The 20,847-nt window shown below is 48.6% G+C and carries 16 protein-coding genes; 9 read left to right on the top strand and 7 right to left on the bottom strand.

Going from position 1 to position 20,847, the window contains the following annotated elements:
• Nucleotides 1–59 precede the first annotated feature (59 nt).
• The gene (locus OCV68_RS08775) at nt 60–1,394 is read right to left on the bottom strand and encodes an MATE family efflux transporter (RefSeq protein WP_262572087.1); all 1,335 of its coding nucleotides are present in this window, start codon (nt 1,392–1,394) and stop codon (nt 60–62) included.
• Nucleotides 1,395–1,575: 181 nt separating this feature from the next.
• On the opposite strand from OCV68_RS08775, the gene OCV68_RS08770 reads away from it, so the two are divergent.
• Genes OCV68_RS08770 through OCV68_RS08760 form a run of 3 tightly spaced genes read left to right on the top strand, consistent with a single transcriptional unit; the run spans nt 1,576 to nt 5,738 of the window.
• Nucleotides 1,576–3,252, top strand: a complete 1,677-nt coding sequence (locus OCV68_RS08770; RefSeq protein ID WP_262572086.1) for an Hsp70 family protein — start codon at nt 1,576–1,578, stop codon at nt 3,250–3,252.
• Between the two features lies 1 nt (nt 3,253).
• Nucleotides 3,254–4,012, top strand: a complete 759-nt coding sequence (locus OCV68_RS08765) for a J domain-containing protein (protein ID WP_262572084.1) — start codon at nt 3,254–3,256, stop codon at nt 4,010–4,012.
• Between the two features lie 31 nt (nt 4,013–4,043).
• Entirely contained in the window at nt 4,044–5,738 is a 1,695-nt protein-coding gene (locus OCV68_RS08760; RefSeq protein ID WP_262572083.1) for a J domain-containing protein, read from the top strand.
• Nucleotides 5,739–6,240: 502 nt separating this feature from the next.
• On the opposite strand, the gene OCV68_RS08755 is transcribed toward OCV68_RS08760, so the two are convergent.
• Complete coding sequence (locus tag OCV68_RS08755; protein ID WP_262572081.1) at nt 6,241–7,023, bottom strand: alpha/beta hydrolase; 783 nt, start codon at nt 7,021–7,023, stop codon at nt 6,241–6,243.
• Between the two features lie 122 nt (nt 7,024–7,145).
• On the opposite strand from OCV68_RS08755, the gene OCV68_RS08750 reads away from it, so the two are divergent.
• The 6 genes from OCV68_RS08750 (at nt 7,146) to OCV68_RS08725 (ending at nt 15,269) form a co-directional block, all read left to right on the top strand.
• Nucleotides 7,146–8,054, top strand: a complete 909-nt coding sequence (locus OCV68_RS08750; protein ID WP_262572079.1) for a tyrosine-type recombinase/integrase — start codon at nt 7,146–7,148, stop codon at nt 8,052–8,054.
• A 126-nt stretch (nt 8,055–8,180) separates the two neighbouring features.
• Nucleotides 8,181–10,127: an NAD(+) synthase gene (locus OCV68_RS08745; RefSeq protein ID WP_262572078.1), complete on the top strand. Its 1,947-nt coding sequence runs from the start codon at nt 8,181–8,183 to the stop codon at nt 10,125–10,127.
• Nucleotides 10,128–10,138: 11 nt separating this feature from the next.
• Nucleotides 10,139–12,796, top strand: a complete 2,658-nt coding sequence (locus OCV68_RS08740; RefSeq protein WP_262572077.1) for an ABC transporter permease — start codon at nt 10,139–10,141, stop codon at nt 12,794–12,796.
• A 9-nt stretch (nt 12,797–12,805) separates the two neighbouring features.
• On the top strand, nt 12,806–13,471 hold the full coding sequence (locus tag OCV68_RS08735) for a hypothetical protein (RefSeq protein ID WP_262572076.1): 666 nt from the start codon (nt 12,806–12,808) through the stop codon (nt 13,469–13,471).
• A 125-nt stretch (nt 13,472–13,596) separates the two neighbouring features.
• Nucleotides 13,597–14,820 (top strand): DUF975 family protein, encoded by a 1,224-nt coding sequence (locus OCV68_RS08730; protein WP_262572075.1) that lies wholly within the window; start codon nt 13,597–13,599, stop codon nt 14,818–14,820.
• Between the two features lie 86 nt (nt 14,821–14,906).
• Nucleotides 14,907–15,269, top strand: coding sequence for a nuclear transport factor 2 family protein (locus OCV68_RS08725; RefSeq protein WP_262572074.1), 363 nt, complete (start codon nt 14,907–14,909; stop codon nt 15,267–15,269).
• A gap of 49 nt (nt 15,270–15,318) precedes the next feature.
• Here the strand turns inward: OCV68_RS08725 and OCV68_RS08720 are convergent, their stop codons facing one another.
• The 5 genes from OCV68_RS08720 to pstB form a co-directional block, all read right to left on the bottom strand.
• Nucleotides 15,319–15,771, bottom strand: coding sequence for a nucleoside deaminase (locus OCV68_RS08720; protein ID WP_147621941.1), 453 nt, complete (start codon nt 15,769–15,771; stop codon nt 15,319–15,321).
• Nucleotides 15,768–17,015: a signal peptidase I gene (locus OCV68_RS08715; protein WP_147621942.1), complete on the bottom strand. Its 1,248-nt coding sequence runs from the start codon at nt 17,013–17,015 to the stop codon at nt 15,768–15,770. Before OCV68_RS08715 ends, OCV68_RS08720 begins: the two co-directional genes overlap by 4 nt.
• Nucleotides 17,016–17,244: 229 nt before the next feature.
• Entirely contained in the window at nt 17,245–19,032 is a 1,788-nt protein-coding gene (locus tag OCV68_RS08710; protein ID WP_147621943.1) for an ammonium transporter, read from the bottom strand.
• Nucleotides 19,033–19,372: 340 nt separating this feature from the next.
• Complete coding sequence (phoU, locus tag OCV68_RS08705; RefSeq protein WP_317259210.1) at nt 19,373–20,035, bottom strand: phosphate signaling complex protein PhoU; 663 nt, start codon at nt 20,033–20,035, stop codon at nt 19,373–19,375.
• 10 nt (nt 20,036–20,045) lie between these two features.
• Nucleotides 20,046–20,825, bottom strand: a complete 780-nt coding sequence (gene pstB, locus OCV68_RS08700; protein ID WP_022474386.1) for a phosphate ABC transporter ATP-binding protein PstB — start codon at nt 20,823–20,825, stop codon at nt 20,046–20,048.
• Nucleotides 20,826–20,847 lie beyond the last annotated feature (22 nt).

Raw genomic sequence — 20,847 nt, 5'->3', positions numbered from 1 at the left:
CTACTCTGCAACAAAATTATGCTCGAAAATCCGCACACATTTCTTATGAAGACAGGTTCTTATTTATCCAAGCCCTTTTGCACATAAGGCGTTTTAAGAAATCTATGGTAAAAGATAAATCCGACTGTGGTTGTGATGATCTCCGTAACAGGGAATGTGAGCCAGAACCTTTCCAGTCCGAACCGTGAGAAGATATATCCCAGCGGAACGAACAGTATGACCGTTCTTATAACTGTCAGCAGTGAGCTTTTCACGCTGCTTCCCACCGCCTGAAAGAACACGGGGAAAATAAGCGACGTAACCATGGGGATAAAGCTTATGCCGATTATCCTGAGCCCGAATGTTCCTATCGCCACCACCTGCTCGTCAGAACTGAACACCCTCAGCATCTGCTCGGGGATAACTGCAAAACATAATGTTCCCAGCGACATAAGCGCTATGCCGAATATGACCGAGGCGGACAATGTCTTTTTGCAGCGCTCGATATTGTGCGCCGCATAGTTGAAGCTTATGACAGGCACTATGCAGGTCTGCATTGCTCCCAGGGGGATAAAGAAGAAGGTCTGCCACTTGTAGTAAAGTCCCAGCGCTGTGACTGCCTGATCCGAAAAGCCTGAAAGTATGAGGTTAAGTCCAAGAATATAGAACGTGTATGCGGACTGCATAAGGATATTCGGCGTGCCCAGAGCGAATATGCGCTTTATGTATGCAGGGTATTTTCTCCTGTCGGGAGACCTGCGGAAGCCTTTTTTCATGACCACCAGCGCTGCAGCTATCTGACCCGCAACTGTGGCGGCAGCCGCTCCCGATATGCCCATTTTGGGAAGCCCGAACATTCCGAAAATAAGCAGAGGGTCAAGGATAATGTTGGTGATCGCACCTATTATCTGCGCCGCCATAGGCGTTTTCATATCGCCGTGAGCTTGCAGGATCTTTGTCCACACGCTTTCAAGGAAAAGCCCGAAGCTGAACACGCACACTATCCTGCCGTATGCGATAACATCGGCAATGACCGCAGGCGAGTCGGTGGACATTTTTGCATATGCGGGCATTATTGCATAGCACACAGCGGCAAACAGCAGCCACATCACCACAGCCAGCGGAGTTCCCACTCCCGCATACTCGTCGGCTTCCTTTGTTCCGCCCGTGCCAAGCTTTGCTGCCATGGCGGTGTTTATCCCCACGCCCGTTCCCACGGCAAAGGCTATCATCAGCAGCTGTATGGGATAGATCATTGAAAGGGCGGTAAGTCCCGAATCGGAAGCCCTGCCAACGAAAAAGCTGTCAACTATGTTATAAAGCGCCTGAATAAGCTGCGCCAGCATTACAGGCGGAGCAAGCTTCAGCAGAACTTTGCTTATCTTCTCCTTGCCAAACAGTTCGTTTGTATCCATTTTATGACCATTCCTTTCGGAAATAATATGCAGCTTTAATATAATATCACATCAGCACAAATATTTCAAGCTGTGCCGACGCTGCTTGATGTGAACTTTATTCAATTAAAATCCCTGCAAATCATTGACATCAATGTTACAATAGTGTTATAATCATTAAAAGACATTTTTGGGGGTAATTATGGCTATCATAGGAATTGATCTGGGAACTACAAACAGCCTTGCCGTATGCTACAGGAACGAAAAGGCTGAGATTATAAAAAACAGTCTGGGAGATAACTATCTTCCCTCTGTTGTCAGCATTGACGACAATGGCGAGATACTTGTGGGCAGGGTGGCAAAGGAGCGGCTTATATCCCACCCCAGCGCCACAGCGGCAGAGTTCAAGCGGATAATGGGTCTGCGCCAGACCGTAACTCTCAGCGGACGGAGCTTCTCTCCCGAGGAGCTGTCCTCCCTTGTGCTGCGCAGGATAAAGGAAGATGCGGAAGCCTATCTGGGCGAGCCTGTGACCGAGGCTGTCATCAGCGTGCCCGCATATTTTGACGATAACTGCCGAACCGCCACCAAGCTTGCCGCAAAGCTTTCCGGCATTTATGTTGAAAGGCTGGTAAATGAGCCATCCGCCGCAGCACTTGCCTATCAGGCACGTCACGGCTTCGGGGACGGCACATATATGATAGTGGATTTCGGCGGAGGCACCCTTGATATCTCCATAGTCGATTCCTTTGACAGCGTTATGGAGATACTTGCCGTTGCAGGCGACAATCATCTGGGCGGTAAGGACTTTAACGAAGCCATTGCCTACTACTTCTGCAAGGAAAACGGCATTGACATGAACACCCTCTCCCCCGATGACAAGGCGATAGTATATAGGCTGGCAGAGGAATGCAAAATATCCCTCACCACCCAGCCAATGGCAATGATGATAGCAAACATCGGCGGCAAGCAGCTTTCTCTGACCCTTGACAACAACAAGCTCATAGAGGTCTGCTCCGCAGTGTTTGAGAGAGTGGCATCGCCTGTAAGAAAAGCGCTCCACGACAGCCGTCTCAGTATTGATGATATCGACGATATAATACTTGTGGGCGGCTCATGCAAAATGCCCACAGTCAGGGCATTCATCGAAAAGATAACAGGCAAGCGCCCCTGTACAGATATCGACCCGGATACTGCCATTGCTCAGGGAGCGGGCATTTTTGCAGGCATAAAGGACAGAAACGACAAGCTGAAAGACATTATCCTCACCGATATCTGCCCCTTTTCCCTGGGAACGGACGTTCTTGACATACAGAGCCGTGAATCGGTAATGGACTTCATCATCGACCGCAACTCTCCCCTGCCCACCAGCCGTGAGCATATCTACAGCGCCGTGAACGACGGTCAGACCGTGTCAAAGTTCAAGTTCTATCAGGGCGAGAGCCGTGTGCCCTCACGCAACCTGTACATAGGCGAGCTTTGTGTAAAGCACCCGCCTGCACGAAAGCATCAGCCCACCTGCACCGCCCGCATGACCTATGACATCAACGGGATACTTGTGGTCGATGTCACCACTTTAGCGGATAACAAGCACTACAGCCACGTAATGCTCAGCAGTTCCAACAATATGAGCGATGAGGAGATAAACGCCGCCCTCAAAAAAATGGAAACTCTTAAAATAAGCCCTGCGGACAAGGAAGAGAACCGTCTGCTCATTGCCCGTGCCGAGCGCATTTATGAGGAAGCTCTGCCCGAGGAGCGCTATATGATAGACAATGCTCTGGGCAGCTTCAAGGCAGCACTTAATATGCAGAACAACCGCCGCATTCACGAAGCTGCGGAGGATCTGACCGCTCTTCTGTACAATCTGGAATACTGATATGTGGGAGATACTTGGAATTGAGCCAACAACGGACATAAGGGAGATAAAGCGTGCCTATGCCCGCCTGGCAAAGCAGTACAATCCCGAAGAACACCCCGAGGAGTTCAAACGGATTTTTGACGCTTACAAGTCCGCCTCTGCCCTGGCAAGATCGGTAAATGAGCACCGCAGCGATCCGATCGTTGCGATCACAGCAGCTGCTACCGAAGCGAAAGAGCAGGAACAGCTACAGCCCGAGCAGCATGAGCAGTCCACACAGTCCCAACAGCCTGAGTTCAACTTCACCTCCGTGGATATTTTCCCCGACTTTGAGATAACTCCACAGCTGGCTCAGGAAAAGTTTTTGCAGAACATGGCTCTCATACTTTCCGACAAAAACAAGCGTGACGATATCTCCTGCTGGAAATGGCTGCTGGGAAAGCCCACATTTCTGTCCGTATGCGATGACAAGGGCTTCAGAAAAAAGGCTCAGAAGCTGCTTGACAAGGAGCTTCTTGCACCGAATGTATCGTCATACATTGCAAGCAGGTTCAGCCGTGGCTCACGGGCTTTGCCGCAGAAAAAGGGCGACAAATGGACGGTTTACATCTCCCACAGCGGCAAAAAGCCCCCGGAAAGCTACAAGGTGCCAAGCTATATGGGCGGCCCAAGCCTGCTTCATCGCACCGCTCCGCAGCTTATGACCATGGTTATCATATCTTTAATATTCTTTGCTCTTGTACTGGCAGGCAGCCTGTTACAGCAGTATTTTTCATAAGCCAAAACTAACGAAAGGCATTTACATATAAATGTGGAATATACTTGGAATTGAACCTACAAAGGACATAAAAACCATAAAAGCGGCTTACGCAAAGCTTGCAAAGCAGTACAATCCCGAAGAACACCCCGAGGAGTTCAAGCGGATATTTGACGCTTACAAGTCCGCCTGCGCATATGCACGTTCGAAGAACACGCCAGAGCCGCAGAAGCCCGACACCACCCAAGAGGGTCTGAACCTTTCCTTTGCACCAAAACAGGAGCAGTCTCAGTCAGAGGAAAACGGGCAGGAAAATGCCTTTGATTTCTCCAATGTAAATGATAGCGCAAAGCCTCAGCCGCAAAGGGAAGATAAAAAAGAGGATAATGCCCTTGACTTTTCCTCTGTAGATGAAGCACCAAAGCCTGACGCCGACGATGAAGAAATCGGCGGCTTTGATTTCAGCTCCCTTGACCCCGAAAAGCTCAATCAGACAGATGAAGAGCGCATGGAAGCTATGCGGAAGTTCTATCTTGAAAAGATACGCCGCATGGTAATGAAAAAATCCACTGCCGACAATTATCAGCTGTGGTACGAGCTGCTGAACAGCCACGACTTTTCCCGTCTGGCAGCAGATGAGGACTTCCGCCTGGAAGCCACCTCGCTGCTTTACCGCACCACATACACCAAGGAAGTGGCAAACCTTATCGCCTACTGCTTCGGTCACGGCGCTTCATACATCTGCGTCAACTCCATTTCCAACGAGTGGCAGGTTCGGCTGATAATACCTAAGGCATCACGCCGCCGCACACGCTTTATATCCGAAAGCCCCTCAAATATGCCCAAATGGGTGGGCGTTGCAGCCGTCATCATAGCTATCATGCTGTTTATCGTCTGGCCCATGTCTATACTCGCCTCGGACAACAGCTCATCGAACAGAATGCCTGAATACACTCCGCAGGAGCAGGCACATGACCCTGACGAATATCTTATCGACGCATTTGTAGATGCCGCCAACGACCATTCCTATGACCTTGAAACCCTTTACCCCATGTGCGTGGGCAAGTGGGAAAATGAGCAGGGATATATCATCATTGACGAAAGCTACGGCTATGCGCTGTGTTTCAACGGCGACACCGCCGCAGGCTCCGTTTCCGCAGTTCCCGCCGAAAAGGGCACAACGGTTTATGCCAGCCTTACATCGGATAATCCAAAATATGACGGCACCCTGCTCGGCATAGTTTTAATTTCAAAGGACGGCAAAAGTCTTTCCGTCATATTCCCCGACAAAACCACCACCGTTATGTATAAGGCTGATGAAGCGGAAACGGAAGTGACCGCCGCACAGACCGAAGAGACGCAGGCAGAGACCTCACAGACGGAAGACGAGGGAATATCCGAAAGCTATGATATCGACGGCTTTTCAGTAACAGTCACTGCCTACAAGAATAAGTCCTACACCGATATAGACATGACAAACACAAGCGATAACCCTTGTCTCAGCGCTCCAAAGGTGCTTTATGAAAATCGCTTCTTTGAGGACTGCACCGAAGCAATGCTCTACTACCCCAGCGGAATGTGCGAAAGGGTGCCGATAAACGACGGCATACCCGACACGCAGAACAACGAGGTCTATCTCCCCGTGCTGTGGGAGGACACTGACAAGTACAGGCAGGACGACATCACAAGTCTCAGGCGGGTCGAGCCGGGCGAAACCATGAGCGCCCGCTGCATTTTTGAAAAATAATATCAAACAGGGCTGCTGCGGATATACCGTAACAGCCCTGTTTCTTGCATTATTACTTTTTTCAATGAGATACTTTTGATGATTTTACAAATACCAAACTTACAATCAAAACGATAGCCTCCACAACCGGCATTACCACCCATAAGCTGCTGCCGCCGAATAATATGTGGGAATGTAATGATGGCAATGCTGCTGAGCAGGATATTCCTGAGCAGTGATATGCACAATGATCTTTGAACGCTTAAAACTGATTAGTATAAGTCCATAGCTATTCCTCCAAAAAATAAAGCCAGATAAGAATAACATCTTATCTGGCTCATGATGATCATGTCCATCCGGGAATCTCACTTAAAAAGTGAAATACCTTGCAAAGTGCTTGTATGCACCGTCCGACTTTGCTGATTATAGCAAATGATATATGCAATGTTAATATTTATATCCACGACTTATTTTTTGACTGTTAGTGTGTTTTTGTGCAAAATCATGGCGGCGAACCGCCTATTTACCCGAACATCATCTCGCCAAACTTTATGGCATATTCGTTCCAGAAAGTCATATCATGACCGCCCTTGCTTTCAAGATATATATGCTTTGCGCCTATGCTGTCAAGGAACGAGTGGAACTGCCTGTTTTCAGCCAGAAGAAAATCCTCTGTTCCGCAGGCCATGAATATCTCGGGAAGCCTGCCGCTTTTGTGAAGTCTTTCCGCCAGCACCTCGGGATTGTTGTCGCTTTGCTCCACAGTATCAAGGTCACCGAAGCAGCTGCGGTAATAGTCATAATTGGCAACGCCGTTGTTCTCCCCCTCTTTCATGTGTGCGATCCGGTGCACTATCAGCGCAGAGGAAAGAGCTGTGACCTTGCCGAAATTATCGGGGTACGCAAATGCCGTGTGAAGTGCGCCGAAGCCGCCCATGGAAAGCCCCATTATATATGTCTCATCGGCGCTCATTGCCAGACCGAAGGTCTTTCGCACATATCTTACCAGCTCATCACCCACATAGGTGCAGAACTTCCGCCCTGTGGCAGCTCCGTTCAGCCAGAAGGAATTCTCGCCGCTGGGCATGACCACGGCAAAATTATACTTCTCCGCCACCCATGTCGGCATCCAGTTGAAAGCCTTATCCGTGTAGCCATGGAGCAGAAAAAGAGTTTTCATTTTCCGCTTTGAATACTCCGTTTCCTCCCGTGGGATATCCGCACGAAAATCATTCGGGATATACATTTTAAAAGTAACGCTGCGCATCAGCGAATTTGAAAAGAAGTCTATTGAAATATCAGCCATAAAAAAGCCCCCTTTTCAAATATTATACGTTATTATAATACCTTTGTAAAGAACATTAAAGAAAAAATCCCCTTATTTGCCTTATAATAAATAGAAAATTATTATATAAGGAGTTATGTAAAATGAAGGATCTGTCGATCTACACAAATGATTTTATAAACTATTGCAGGCTGCACAAGGGGCTTAGCGCCAAAACACTGCGGGCATATTCCATTGACCTGAACCAGCTGTGGGAACGCACCCACGGCGACCTGAGCAAAGCATCTATCTGCCGGTACATATCCCATCTTCACAAAAGCTATAAGCCCCGAACCTGCCGCCGAAAGATCGCCGTTATCAAGGCTTTTGTGCATTTTCTGCTTATAGACGACATCATAGACAGCAACCCCTTTGACAAAATAGACGCATCATTCCGTGAACCGTCGCTGCTGCCGAGGACGATACCGCTGAACATCATAAACGGCATACTCAAAGCGGCGTACAACGAACGCAAGCTTGCCAAAAACGCCTATTCGGACAAAATGTGCCTGCGTGACATCGCCATTCTGGAAATGCTCTTTGCCACAGGCGCAAGGGTGTCGGAAATGTGCTCCCTTACTCCCGATGACATTGATCTGGAGTACCATTCCGTCAGGATATTCGGCAAAGGCTCAAGGGAGCGCATAGTGCAGATAGAAAATACAGACGTGCTGGAGATTCTCAGGGAATACAGCAGCGCATTCAGCTCGGATATCATATTCTCTGGATATTTCTTTGTAAACAGGCTCCACAGGCGGCTTTCCGAGCAGTCCGTGCGGGAGATAATAAACAAATACGCCCTTTTGTGCCGTGAGGACATACACATCACACCCCATATGTTCAGGCATTCCTTTGCCACGCTTCTGCTGGAGGAGGACGTGGATATCCGCTACATACAGCGGCTTCTTGGGCACAGCTCCATCACCACCACCCAGATATACACCCACGTTGCCATGTCAAAACAGCGTGAGATACTTTCCGCCAAGCACCCGAGGAATAAGATAGATATTTGACCCGATCTGCTCCCCCATGCAGTGCCAAACCCTGATTTTTTTATTGCTATTTCAGCCCCTATATGTTATAATAATAAATAATGTCATTTTATAAATATACTTCTCAGAAAGGAACGATAATATATTATGAACGACGGATTTGTAAGATGCGGCAGTGCTGTGCCCGATATCAAGGTGGCAGACTGCGCCTTCAATGCCGAAAAGATAATCGAAAAGGTTCGTGAAGCTGCCGAAAACGGCTGTTCGGTGCTGGTTTTCCCCGAGCTTTGCATCACAGGCTACACCTGCGGAGACCTTTTCCTCTCCGAAACACTGAAAAACGGCGCTGCTGCTGCGCTCAAAACCATACTTGCCGCCACAGCCGAGCTTGATATACTTTTCATTGTCGGACTTCCCGTCCCCCACCTCAACAGGCTCTATAACTGCGCCGCAGTGTGCTGCAAGGGCAGGCTGCTGGGTCTTGTCCCCAAGCGCAATATCCCCAACTACTCCGAATTTTACGAGGCAAGGCATTTTTCCCGCTGGGAAATGGGCTTGGACGAAAATGACTGTGTTAATATTGATATGGGTCTGGGCTATACCGTTCCCATGGGCGAACTTATCTTCTCGTGCCAAAACTTCCCACAGCTTATGATAGCTGCTGAGATATGCGAGGACCTGTGGGTACCCGAGCCCCCCTCGGTAACGCTGTCAGAGGGCGGCGCTGTTATCATCTGCAATCCCTCCGCTTCCGATGAGGTCATAGGCAAAAAGGAATACCGCCGTGACCTGGTAAGAATGCAGAGTGCACGGCTTGTGGGCGGATATATCTACACCGACTGCGGCTTCGGTGAGTCAACCCAGGACATGGTCTTTTCGGGTCATTGCCTTATCTGCGAGAACGGATCCGTTCTTTCTGAGAAAAGGACATTCAGCGGCAGCGGCATCATTTACGCCGACCTCGACCTTGAACGTCTGGCAAGCGAGCGCAGAAAGATGACCACCTACGGAAATTCCGCAGAATATAAGCTTCCTCTTATCACTTTCAGCATGGATATCCCCGAAAATAAGGAGATAAAGCGTTTTTACGCACCAATGCCCTTTGTCCCCGCAGACAAGGCAGATCTTTCCGCACGCTGCGAGGAGATCCTCACCATGCAGGCAACAGGACTTGCCACACGCCTTAGGCACATCGGCTGCAAGACCTGCGTTATCGGTCTATCGGGCGGACTGGACTCCACTCTTGCTCTTATCGTCACTGTTCACGCCTTTGATATGCTCTCCCTTGACCGCAAGGGCATAATCGCCGTGACCATGCCATGCTTCGGCACCACAAAGCGCACCAAGAGCAATGCGCTTATCCTGGCGGAAGCCTATGGCGCTTCTATCCGTGAGATAGATATTACCAAGTCCGTAAGGCAGCATTTTGAGGATATCGGTCAGGAGGAAAGCGTTCACGACGTTACCTACGAAAACTGCCAGGCAAGAGAGCGCACTCAGGTGATAATGGATATCGCCAACAAATCAGGCGGCATAGTTATCGGCACCGGAGACCTTTCCGAGCTGGCGCTGGGCTGGGCTACCTACAACGGCGACCATATGTCCATGTACGGCGTTAACTGCTCTATCCCCAAGACCCTTGTTCGCCATCTGGTGGCATATGAGGCGCAGATGTCGGAGGGTCAGCTTTCCGAGGTGCTTCGTGATATCCTTGACACCCCCGTTTCCCCCGAGCTGCTCCCCCCCTCCGAGGACGGCACGATTTCACAGAAAACAGAGGATATCGTAGGCCCCTACGAGCTGCACGATTTCTTTCTTTACTACACCGTCCGCATGGGCTTTACCCCCAAGAAAATATTCCGCATTGCAAAATGCGCCTTTGCAGGCAGATATGACGATGCTACTATCCTCAAATGGCTCAGGACATTCACATGGAGATTTTTCTCCCAGCAGTTCAAGCGCTCCTGTCTCCCCGACGGCCCCAAAGTGGGAAGCGTTACGCTTTCACCCCGTGGTGACTGGCGTATGCCCTCCGACGCATCGGCTGCCCTCTGGCTCGCCCAGCTGGACGAGCTGAAATCAAAGATAAACTGAAAGGCGGTGCTATGATGAAGCTCAATGAAATAGTTCTGCGATACCTTAAAGGTCAGAAAAAGCATACGGTGCTGACTGTCCTTGCCATAATCGTTTCAGTTGCGTTCATGACCATAATCCTGTCCGCAGTTTCGGTTTACCGTGCGGCTTCGCTGAATATCTCCCGTGAGACTAACGGCACATATCATATAGTATTCAACGGTCTGGACAAGCAGCAGCTCATTGATATCCGCAGCATGGATATTTTTGAAAAAACTGAGATATACAGCATTTCCTCCTATTCGAGCAGCGTTGATATGGACTTCGTTAAAATGGCGGAAGACAACGCAAAGGTGGAATATCTGCTGGTGAACGGTCTGCCTGTTGATGATAACTTTCTGAGGCTCAACGCCGATGACTGCGACCTGCTGCCCCCCTCCATGCGCACTGTGACCGGCGGACGGCTTCCCGAAAAGGACGGCGAGCTTGTTATCAACAGTGCCAACGCCGAGCAGTGGGGATACCCCGAAATAGGCAGCACCGTCAATGCGGAGCTGTTTGTCTGCGGCGTTAAAACGGGAGCTGAAACTCCTGCGGGCACGCCTATGATACTGGCTGAGAATTTCGACATCACAGAGATAAGGGAGATTTCCTTTACCGTTGTTGGCTACAGCGATACTATAAATATGGTAAGCTACAACGATACTCAGCTCAAATCCTACAACTATCTTTCGGACAATCTTGTTGCCCGCTTCTCCGACAGCGCCAATGACTTTTACTGGGATATGGACAGGTCATTTTCCGCTCTGGGCTATGAGATAGATGACTTTGACTACGGCATGAATCAGGAGCTGCTTAACATGGAGGGCAGAGGCGTTACCGCCCGCTTCTCCCAGGCGCTTTCCTTTGCTGTGGAATATCTGGTAGTGCTGTTCTTTATGTTCTGCATAAGAATGGTAATAGACAACTCCTTTGAGCTGGCTTCAAAGGAGCGCATAAAGCAGTTCGGTCTGCTCAAAGCCGTGGGTGCTTCCAAAAAGCAGGTGTTCTCCCTTGTAATGTGGGAGGCATTTTATCTGGCAGTTCCCGGCGTTATCCTTGGTATCCTTGCAGGTCTGGGCAGCTCGGCAGCTATATTCTCCGCAGTAAAGAACCTGCCCTATCTCCACGATGTTTCCCTTGATTACGATCTGGCTTCCATGCTGAAATTTGATATCAAGCCTTATGTTTATATCTCCTCAGCTATTATCGGCTTCCTGTGGGTGTTCGTTTCGGCAATATCCACCGGTATGCGCTCTATCAAGGCTTCCCCTGTAGATGCAATGAGAGCCGCTGCCAAGAAGGAGAAGATAAAGCCCTCACGCCACGGCTCGGGAATCGAGCAGGGTCACGGCTTTATCGGCGCATACTCCGCACTCAGCGCAAAGCGCAACAAAAAGCGCTATATCATCACGCTGGTATCAATGGTAATGAGTATCGTGCTTTTCACTGTGTTCTCCTACGGAATTGAGATCGCAACGGGCAATCTGCAGAATGAGTTCGATGTTAAGCGTATGCCCTATGACTACACCGCAAACCTCAGCGTTACCGACCCTCAGACCGTTTATGAAAGAGCGGAGCTGATGAAGCAGTCGGGATATTTCACCGATGTTCAGTATGACACTCACCTGTCGCTGTTCGGCATGACATCTTCCGCAGGCGTTGACAACGGAACGGAGCTTTCAAAGAGCGAGACTGTTTTCATCGACATTCACCCCGTAAACCGTGAGACATATGAGAAATACATTCAGTCCGATGTAAGCTACGAAGACCTTTCAAACGGTCAGCTCATGCTTTGCAGCGGAATGTACTCCACCGCAGGAAAGCTGCTTTATACCGTTTACAGCAGTTCCCCCGAAAGCATCTCCGCCGCTCCCTTTGCGGATTACAAAGTAGATCTCCTTGACGAGCGCAGCTTTGATACGGCAGGCATCTACACCACCGACAACAGGGTATATCGCTCTACAGACGGCCGTATTTCCGCTGTTATGGCAGAGGAAAGCTACAATGAGCTTTTTGCTCAGTGCGGTGCAGACTCCGGCACATCATCAATAGCCGTTTCCGACGGCAGCGAGATAATAGTTTACAGCAGAACTATCTCGGCAAATGCAGCAGTCGGCATGGAAGAGCAGGCAGAGGTTTATATGAACAACCACTTCTACAATTCCTACAGCAACAATCTCTCCGATATGAACCTTTCCTACGCACTGCTCAGCATGATAAAAACAGCAGGCTATGCGGTGATAGTGCTTATCGCCCTCATTGCCCTTATCAACGTAGTGAATATCATCTCCTCCAACGTTACGGGCAGAACTTCCGAGCTTGCAATGCTCCGTGCCTGTGGAATGTCCAAAAAGCAGCTGAGCAGGCTTATGCTCACCGAAAGCCTTTTCTATGCGGTAATGGCAGGCATCGCCTCACTTCTGATTACCGAGCTTGCGATTTTGGTGATACAGATACCCTTTATGACCCATTTCCACGACCTGGATATGGACGATTTGGGCTTTGCATTCTCCTATCTTGCCCCCATAAAGTACATCGTTATCGCAACGGCTGTGTCCTATCTGGCGGCAGCTGTATCCTCCGTTATCCCAGGCTCGCACATAGCAAAGGCACCTATCGTTGAAAGCATTGAAAGCGCAGAAATATAAGGAGCGGCAATGAACGAATTTGATAACATTTATCACACCGATGAATACCGCCGCTTCATGGTACAAAAAGAGGAAAACATATCCGACCTGTGCCGTGAAGAGCGGACTATCCCCCTTGACCTCGGCTACAGCCTGTGGTGCGGAGAATATGCCCACCGAACCGACAACGGCCGCTCATACAGATGCAGGCTGTTTTCCCCCGAGGGCAAAATGATCTATGGCTACACATTTTATTACAGCAGCTTTCATGAGACTGCGGTACAGGTGTTATCCGCTCCCGAGGGACTGTACTTTTTCTATACCGAGGGGCATTACGGCTACAGCGTGCTGCGGCTTTCCGATATGGAACAAATGCACTATGTCCCCCGTGGCAATTCGGGTGAGTCATTTATCATCACCGACCTGCACTATTGCAGCGAAAACCGAATTGCGGCAGCAGGCGGCTGCTTCTGGGCATATCCGTATGATGTGGCACTTATCGACCTATCAGAGCCCATGAAAGAGCCTGAGAAGATGACCACGCTCTTCCCTATAGTAAATCCCGAGCATGATTATGACAGGTTTGAGGATATCGACTTTGTTCGCTGGGAAAAGGGCGGCAGGCTCATTGTCCGCACCGATACGGGCGAAGAATTTGCCTTTAATACTAACGACCTGAGAAAATTTATGGATTAAAATAGGATTAAAATGCTAAAAAATCATTGCTATTTTGTGTAACTTATGATATCATAATAATTGTTAAGAAAAACAAACGCCCCGTTATTATCTGACGGGGCATCATGACGAAAGGATTATGTTTTATGTGGACAGTTTCAATGCTTAAAGAGAATGCAAAAGCGGCACTGAAAAACTTTTACTGGCCTGCTTTTCTCGTTTCTCTCATCTTTATCCTGCTGACAGGCACAGGTTCAAGCAGCTCGGGAGGCGGCTCCTCAGACGAGTTCATAAACGAGTATTACAACAACTACAGCAATTCATCCGACAGCAGCTACGACTATGGCGATTACAGCAGCGACGATGATTATGATTACAGCTACGACTACGATGATGATGATATCGACAGCTCATTCTCTCAGGACGATTATGAGCAGATATTCAACGATATGTTCTCGGGCTTCAGCGATATGCTGGGCGATACCAGTGTCTCGGCAATAATATCTGTAGCTATCGCAGTGGTGATCATTGTAATGATAGTTGCGCTGGCTTACAACATCTTCTTTGCAAATCCCCTTACAGTCGGCTACAACAATTTCTTCCTCAACGCACGCACGGGAAATGCTGGCGTGGGCGAACTCTTCTCCCAGTTTAAGCATGGTCATTACATGGCAACCGTAAAAAATATGTTCTTCCTCAAGCTTAGGCTTTTCCTCTGGTCGCTGCTGGTTCTTATCCCTATCGGCATCGGAGTTCTGATTTTTGCAAAATCCGACAGCAGAGATATAATGGGATCGCTTGTTCTTTCAATTCTTATAGTTATTCCCCTGTATTTTGTAGCACTTATCCCTCAGATAATAAAGAAGTACGAGTACTTTCTTGTTCCCTACATAACCGCAGAAAACCCCAACATCACCCCCAACCGTGCCTTTGAGATAAGCTCTCAGACAATGAAGGGCGAGAAAATGCACTGCTTCGGTCTCCAGATGTCCTTTATCGGCTGGCTTATCCTCGGCGGACTGGCAGGAAGCATCTTTACTGCGTTCCTCGGCGTTCTGCTTGGCAGCGCTGCCACCGCAGCGGGAATGGCTCTCATTTACCCATATCTTTACGCAACACTTGCAGAGTTCTACTGCTGCATGAAGGAAAAAGCTATTGCAACAGGCATTTCTTCCAGAGATGAGCTTGACGGACTGTACGGCCGTGCCGCAAACGCACAGCCTTTCGGTCAGCCCATGGGCTACTCCGATCATCAGCGCTACGAGCCATATCAACCCACTGCTCCCTCTCAGCCTGCTGACAACGGACTTTTCGGTGAGTCAAAAAGAGACGATAATGATGACAACTACAACGGACCTGAGATAAAGTAACACCTGAATAAGATACAATGGCTGCTGCGGTAATGCGGCAGCTTTTGTTTTTTCAGTAACACGCATTTTTTATTGGAGGCTATTTGATGATAAAAGATATTATTATTAGCCACGAAGCCGCTATGTGGGAAGCTGCAAGACGCTGTGACAGCTCCGCTTTTCTTGAGGCCGTAAGCGGATCTGCGGTCATGGTATGCGGCGGATCCAAATGCACCGGTGCTGACTACGCCCGCATCATAAGCGAATTTGACTGCAAGTCCTACAAAATATCCGATTTTGAGGTCATCGCTCAAAGTGATGATATTGTTCAAGTTCACTACATCATTGAAACAGTGGCTGAAAAGCCTGAAAATCAGGATCTTGCAGGCAGGTTCCACATCACCTCCACATGGAAAAAGGGGGACAAATGGAAGCTTATTTTCAACATGGATTCAAGGATATATGAATAAATGCAAAAACGCACGGTTGAAGTTAAAAGTTCAACCGTGCGTTTTTTTATCAATATCTTTTGCCTTTGAGCTTACAATATTCCTCGAACACTTTCAGGCAATCTTCCCTCTGCTCACATTCCAGCGGGATAATTTCCATGCCGTTTTTCAGTGCGGTGTAGAAATCCTCGTCCCTGAAGCCTATTTCTGCGGTGTCGTGAGCGGTGCAGCCGTAAACTATGCGGCTGATATTTGCCCACATTGCTGCGCTCAGGCACATGGGGCAGGGGTAAGCGGTGGTATAAAGCGTACAACCGCTCAGGTCGTGGCTGCCGATATTTTTGCAGGCATCTCTTATTGCCGCAACCTCGCCGTGCATTGTTGGGTCATGGTCGGCAAGCACTCGGTTGTGACCTTTTCCGATCATCTCGCCGTCCCTTACGATAACGGCACCGAACGGACCGCCCTCGCCGTTTCTGATACCCTTGTAAGCCTCATCGGCTGCTATATCCATATACATCATTTATGCAGTTTCTTCTCCTCTGCGTTTATCATGCCCATAAGCTCGCTTATTGCCTGATCTGTATTTCTGCGCTTTTGAGGTGCTGCGGGCTGAGGTGCCTTGACCTCCTTAACAGCTTCCCTGACGGGCTGTTTTACTTCCGGAATTACAGTGTGCTGTGCTTCATTGTGTGAAACCGCTTCCTGAACGGGAGCTGTCGGTGCCGCTTCAACAGCTGCAGGAGCTTCCTTAGATATATTCTCACTTGCTGTCTCGGGCTTCTTATCCTTATGAAGCTCGTGACCAATAGTGAAAAATCCTGCAGACTTTCTGTCGTTTACCTGCTCTTCCTCGTCCTCAACTATCTCCTGGCGCTTTATTCTGCCGCCGTAAAGCTGGTCATCAGCCTTATCGGAAAGGTAGGAATAGAAGCTGTCGGTATTGGGTGTCTTGGGCTTGGGGATAACGTGCTTGGGCTTTTCCTTTTTCTTCTCTGCCTCGGGCTTTTCAAAGGTGAAGATAGGACCGTCCTTATCTATCTCGGCAGCCTTGCCGCTGTCATCAACGGTGAGAACGCCTGCCGCCTCATCTGCCTTCTTGGCAATGGGTCTGAGCTTCGGCTCTTCATCGGCGGGAATATCGTCGCTGAACATATCCTCAAATCTGTTGTCGGAATCCTTCATTATCTCGTCCAGATCGTCCAGAGAGGAAGCGTCCTCTTCCTTGCGCTTTACGTTGATTATCCTTATCACCTGGAACACTATTATAATAAAGCTGGGGATAATGATTATCAGCATTATTCCGAAAGTAGAAGTTACAAAGCCCAGCATTGAGCCAAGGCCTGCGCTCTGGTAGATAGCCTTTGCAATAACATTATCCCCGGGTATCTTGAACGTATCCGCAGCGGGAGCTGTGTCAAACTTTACCACGTAGGAAAGCTGACCGTTCTCGTTCACTATCTGCACAACTCTGGTAAGCACCGTGGTCTCATCGACCTTGCAAAGCACCACGCTGCCCTCCTTGATATTGTCTATCTCGGAAGCCTTTGCGATTATCGCCGTGCCTGCGGGGATATCGGTCTCCATATTAACCGCCATTGTGCGGTAGAAGGTGTATCCGAAGAACTTGGGTGTGGCGCCTGTTTTGCTGAACGCAAAATAAACCACCAGCATAAAGATTATAAGCACGATAAGAACTGTTATCACTATACCCTCAATAATATTGACGGGTGAGCGCTTTTTATCAGCAGAAAATTTTTTAGCCATAATTACCTCCGAAAGCTATAATTTTTTGTCTCTTCATAATTCGATACCTTTTATCATTATAGCATATCTGTCGGCAAATTTCAAACATTTTTTCATTATTTTTGTAATTGGTCTGAAAACAGGAAAATGCGCCCCTAAGGGGGCACAGTACCGATAAAATATGCTTATCGGTATTACCCTATCGGAGCGCATTTCCTTGCATTGTTATTTTCAGGGATGGAGATAGCTTTTAGTCCTCTTCGTTATCCTGGAGAGCGTCGTATCCGACTTCACCGGTTCTTACACGAACAACGTCCTCAACATTGTAAACGAAGATCTTACCGTCACCGATGTGGCCGGAGTAAAGTGCCTTTCTTGCGGCTGTGATAACTGTTTCAACAGGAACCTTGCAAACCACAACATCGACCTTTACCTTAGGAAGCAGTGAGGGTTCAACAGGAGTACCTCTGTAGTACTCGGCAGCACCTCTCTGAGTACCGCAGCCAAGTACCTGTGTAACTGTGATACCTGTTACGCCGATATCTGCAAGAGATCTCTTGAGAGTCTCGAACTTGTTCTGCTTGCACACAATGGAGATCTGAGTGTATTTGAGTCCGCCTTCGGGAATTGCTGCATCAGAAGCCTTGGAAGGCTTGTAGGTCTCAACGGGAACAGCTGCATTTACGGGAACAGGCTCGCCTGCTTCAGCATATGCCTCTGTATCAACTGCCATAACAAATCCGGAGTAAGAGCTTTCGATACCGTGCTCTTCGATATCCAGACCAACAACCTCTTCGTGAGCGGAAACTCTCAGACCGATAGTTGCCTTGATGATAAGGAATGTAATTGTGATAGTGATAGCTGCCCAAGCGCCTACTGTAAGAACGCCGAGAGCCTGACGGCCGAGAAGCTGGAAGCCGCCGCCGTAGAAAAGACCGTTAAGTGCTGTGAACTCATCTGCACTTGCATTTACGGGGATAGAATAGCCGGGAGCCTTAGATGTTGCGAAAAGACCAACTGCAAGAGTTCCCCAGATACCGTTAAGGCAGTGTACTGCGACCGCACCAACGGGGTCATCAATGTGGAGCTTGTAATCAAGGAACCATACACCGAAGGGAACCAGAAGTCCTGAAACGATGCCGACCATGATAGCGCCGAAGCAATCCATAACATCGCAGCCTGCGGTGATACCAACAAGACCTGCAAGGGAAGCGTTAAGGCACATTGAAACATCGGGCTTGCCGTACTTGAGCCATGTGAAGATCATGCAGACTACTGTTGCAACTGCGGGAGCAACTGTTGTGGTAAGGAATATAGATCCGAGCTGAGGGCCGCTTGTTGCAGCAGCACCGTTGAAGCCGTACCAACCGAACCAGAGAATGAAGCAGCCGAGAGCACCGATCGTCAGAGAGTGACCGGGGATAGCCTTTACCTTTACGATCTTGCCGTCCTTGTCCTTAACGAACTTGCCGATACGGGGACCAAGGAGCTTTGCGCCGATGAGAGCGGAGATACCGCCGACCATGTGGATAGCACAGGAACCTGCAAAATCGTGGAAGCCCATCTGAGCCAGCCAGCCGCCGCCCCAGATCCAGTGAGCCTCAATGGGATAGATAAGAGCGGAGATAACGCCCGAATAGATGCAGTAAGAAAGGAACTTTGTTCTTTCTGCCATAGCTCCCGAAACGATGGTAGCTGCTGTTGCGCAGAACACAAGGTTGAATACGAAGCCTGAGAAGTTGAAGTTATCATATGCTGTGAAAAGATCAAAGCCGGGCTTGCCGATAAATCCTGCAACGTCCTCACCAAGAAGGAATCCGAAACCGATAAGAATGAACATTACTGTACCGATACAGAAGTCCATCAGGTTTTTCATGATGATGTTGCCGGCGTTCTTTGCTCTTGTAAAGCCCGTCTCAACCATTGCGAAGCCTGCCTGCATAAAGAACACCAGTGCAGCTCCTATGAGGAACCATATACCGAAGGCCTCGGCATTGACTGCCTCACTTATTGTTGATAAGATATTTGCTTCAGTCATTTTTAATCACCCTCCATTAAAACACACAACGGCACCGTAAAAATGAGTATTCCCTGACAGATACACATTTTTTCAGCGCCGTTGCTGTTTTTTTCTTTATGTCTGTATTATACTCCTTAATTCCGCCCATGTCAAGGGGTTTTTGAAAATTTATGCAATTAAATATATTTTAACTTGCATTTTAAGGCTATATTATCCGTTTTATACAGTTGCTTCCACAAAATTATGACATTTTATTATATTTATCATTCATTTTTGTGTATAGCCTATTTGCATATGGGCATAAAAAAAGCACCGCAGTGATGCGATGCCCTCATATTCATATAAGATGTGTGTTGACTCAGATGAGCTGTGCGTCCTTGTGTACGCCTGTGATGGAAAATACCACCCATTCCGCAATATTTGTGGCATGGTCAGCGATACGCTCCATATATTTTGCTATCATAAGCAGGTCAAGGGCGCTGTTTGCCTTGCTGCTGTCCTTGACTATCATATCGGTAAGCTCGGTCTTTACACGCAGGAAAAGATCATCTACTATGTCGTCGGACTCGATAACGCTCTTTGCAAGGGCTTCATCGTTATACACATATGCGTTTATTGCCCCTGTGAGCATCTTGACAGCTTCATCAGCCATTTTGGGTATATCCGCCAAGTCGGGCTTGTCGGGGCCTTCGTCCAGAAACAAAGCTATCTCGGAGATATCCACCGCATGGTCGCCTATGCGCTCCATATCGGTTATCATTTTAAGCGCTGCGGAAACACGTCTCAGGTCGGAAGCCACAGGCTGCTGCTGGAGGATTATTCTCAGGCAGCGGCTCTCTATCTGCTTTTCCATCTCGTCAATGTTGCAGTCAGCCTCTATCGCCTTTTTGTTAAGCTCATCATCACGGCGCACCAGTCCGTTGACAGCGGCAGTTATGGCGTTTTCAACCATTCCGCCCATGCGCACCATTTCAAGATTAAGCTCCTTGAGCTGTTCGTCAAATTGCCTTCTCAATGCCATCTTCCTTTCATTAACCGAATCTGCCTGTGATGTAGTCCTCTGTTCTCTTGTCTGTAGGCATGGAGAACAGCTTTTCGGTCTCACCGAATTCCACTATCTCGCCGTGAAGGAAAAATGCAGTCTTGTCGGAAATACGGGTGGCCTGCTGCATATTATGTGTAACTATTACGATGGTATAATCTTTTTTCAGGTCAAAGCAAAGCTCCTCTATCTTCATGGTGGAGATAGGGTCTAGGGCAGATGTAGGTTCGTCCATGAGTATTACCTCAGGCTTTACTGCCAGCGCTCTTGCAATACAAAGTCTCTGCTGCTGACCGCCTGACATTCCAAGGGCGGACTTTTTCAGTCTGTCCTTTACCTCGTCCCAGATAGATGCCTGCCTGAGGCTCTTTTCGATTATCTCATCAAGGTCAGCCTTTCTGCGGATACCGTGGGTGCGGGGGCCGTAGGCGATATTGTCATAAATGCTCATAGGGAAAGGATTGGGCTTCTGGAAAACCATGCCCACACGTCTTCTCAGCTCTGTTATCTCAATGTCCTTGTATATGTTCTGACCGTCAAGGAGAAATTCTCCCGTGATCTTGCAGCCCTCAACAAGGTCGTTCATGCGGTTGATGGATTTGAGCAGTGTGGATTTGCCACAGCCTGAGGGGCCAATGAATGCCGTTACTTCGTTGGGTGCGATGTTAAGGCTCACATTTTTCAGGGCGTGAAAATCCCCGTAATAAAGGTCGCAGCCCGATATGCTGAGTTTATAGTCGGAAGGCTTTACAATATTTTCATTATCCATAAAATAGCTCCTAATAATTTTA

This window comes from Huintestinicola butyrica (genome assembly GCF_025567215.1).
Classification (GTDB): domain Bacteria; phylum Bacillota; class Clostridia; order Oscillospirales; family Ruminococcaceae; genus Huintestinicola; species Huintestinicola butyrica.
Note: the sequence above shows the minus strand (reverse complement) of the source record. Positions and strands in the feature narration are given on the sequence as shown.

Excerpts from the sequence above, each read along its gene's own strand:
- OCV68_RS08740 (WP_262572077.1), top strand. The coding sequence starts at position 10,139 with ATGATGAAGCTCAATGAAATAGTTCTGCGATACCTTAAAGGTCAGAAA.
- OCV68_RS08755 (WP_262572081.1), bottom strand. The coding sequence starts at position 7,023 with ATGGCTGATATTTCAATAGACTTCTTTTCAAATTCGCTGATGCGCAGC.
- OCV68_RS08715 (WP_147621942.1), bottom strand. The coding sequence starts at position 17,015 with ATGGCTAAAAAATTTTCTGCTGATAAAAAGCGCTCACCCGTCAATATT.
- OCV68_RS08770 (WP_262572086.1), top strand. The coding sequence starts at position 1,576 with ATGGCTATCATAGGAATTGATCTGGGAACTACAAACAGCCTTGCCGTA.
- OCV68_RS08750 (WP_262572079.1), top strand. The coding sequence starts at position 7,146 with ATGAAGGATCTGTCGATCTACACAAATGATTTTATAAACTATTGCAGG.
- OCV68_RS08735 (WP_262572076.1), top strand. The coding sequence starts at position 12,806 with ATGAACGAATTTGATAACATTTATCACACCGATGAATACCGCCGCTTC.
- OCV68_RS08760 (WP_262572083.1), top strand. The coding sequence starts at position 4,044 with ATGTGGAATATACTTGGAATTGAACCTACAAAGGACATAAAAACCATA.
- pstB (WP_022474386.1), bottom strand. The coding sequence starts at position 20,825 with ATGGATAATGAAAATATTGTAAAGCCTTCCGACTATAAACTCAGCATA.
- phoU (WP_317259210.1), bottom strand. The coding sequence starts at position 20,035 with ATGGCATTGAGAAGGCAATTTGACGAACAGCTCAAGGAGCTTAATCTT.
- OCV68_RS08720 (WP_147621941.1), bottom strand. The coding sequence starts at position 15,771 with ATGATGTATATGGATATAGCAGCCGATGAGGCTTACAAGGGTATCAGA.
- OCV68_RS08710 (WP_147621943.1), bottom strand. The coding sequence starts at position 19,032 with ATGACTGAAGCAAATATCTTATCAACAATAAGTGAGGCAGTCAATGCC.
- OCV68_RS08730 (WP_262572075.1), top strand. The coding sequence starts at position 13,597 with ATGTGGACAGTTTCAATGCTTAAAGAGAATGCAAAAGCGGCACTGAAA.
- OCV68_RS08745 (WP_262572078.1), top strand. The coding sequence starts at position 8,181 with ATGAACGACGGATTTGTAAGATGCGGCAGTGCTGTGCCCGATATCAAG.
- OCV68_RS08725 (WP_262572074.1), top strand. The coding sequence starts at position 14,907 with ATGATAAAAGATATTATTATTAGCCACGAAGCCGCTATGTGGGAAGCT.
- OCV68_RS08765 (WP_262572084.1), top strand. The coding sequence starts at position 3,254 with ATGTGGGAGATACTTGGAATTGAGCCAACAACGGACATAAGGGAGATA.
- OCV68_RS08775 (WP_262572087.1), bottom strand. The coding sequence starts at position 1,394 with ATGGATACAAACGAACTGTTTGGCAAGGAGAAGATAAGCAAAGTTCTG.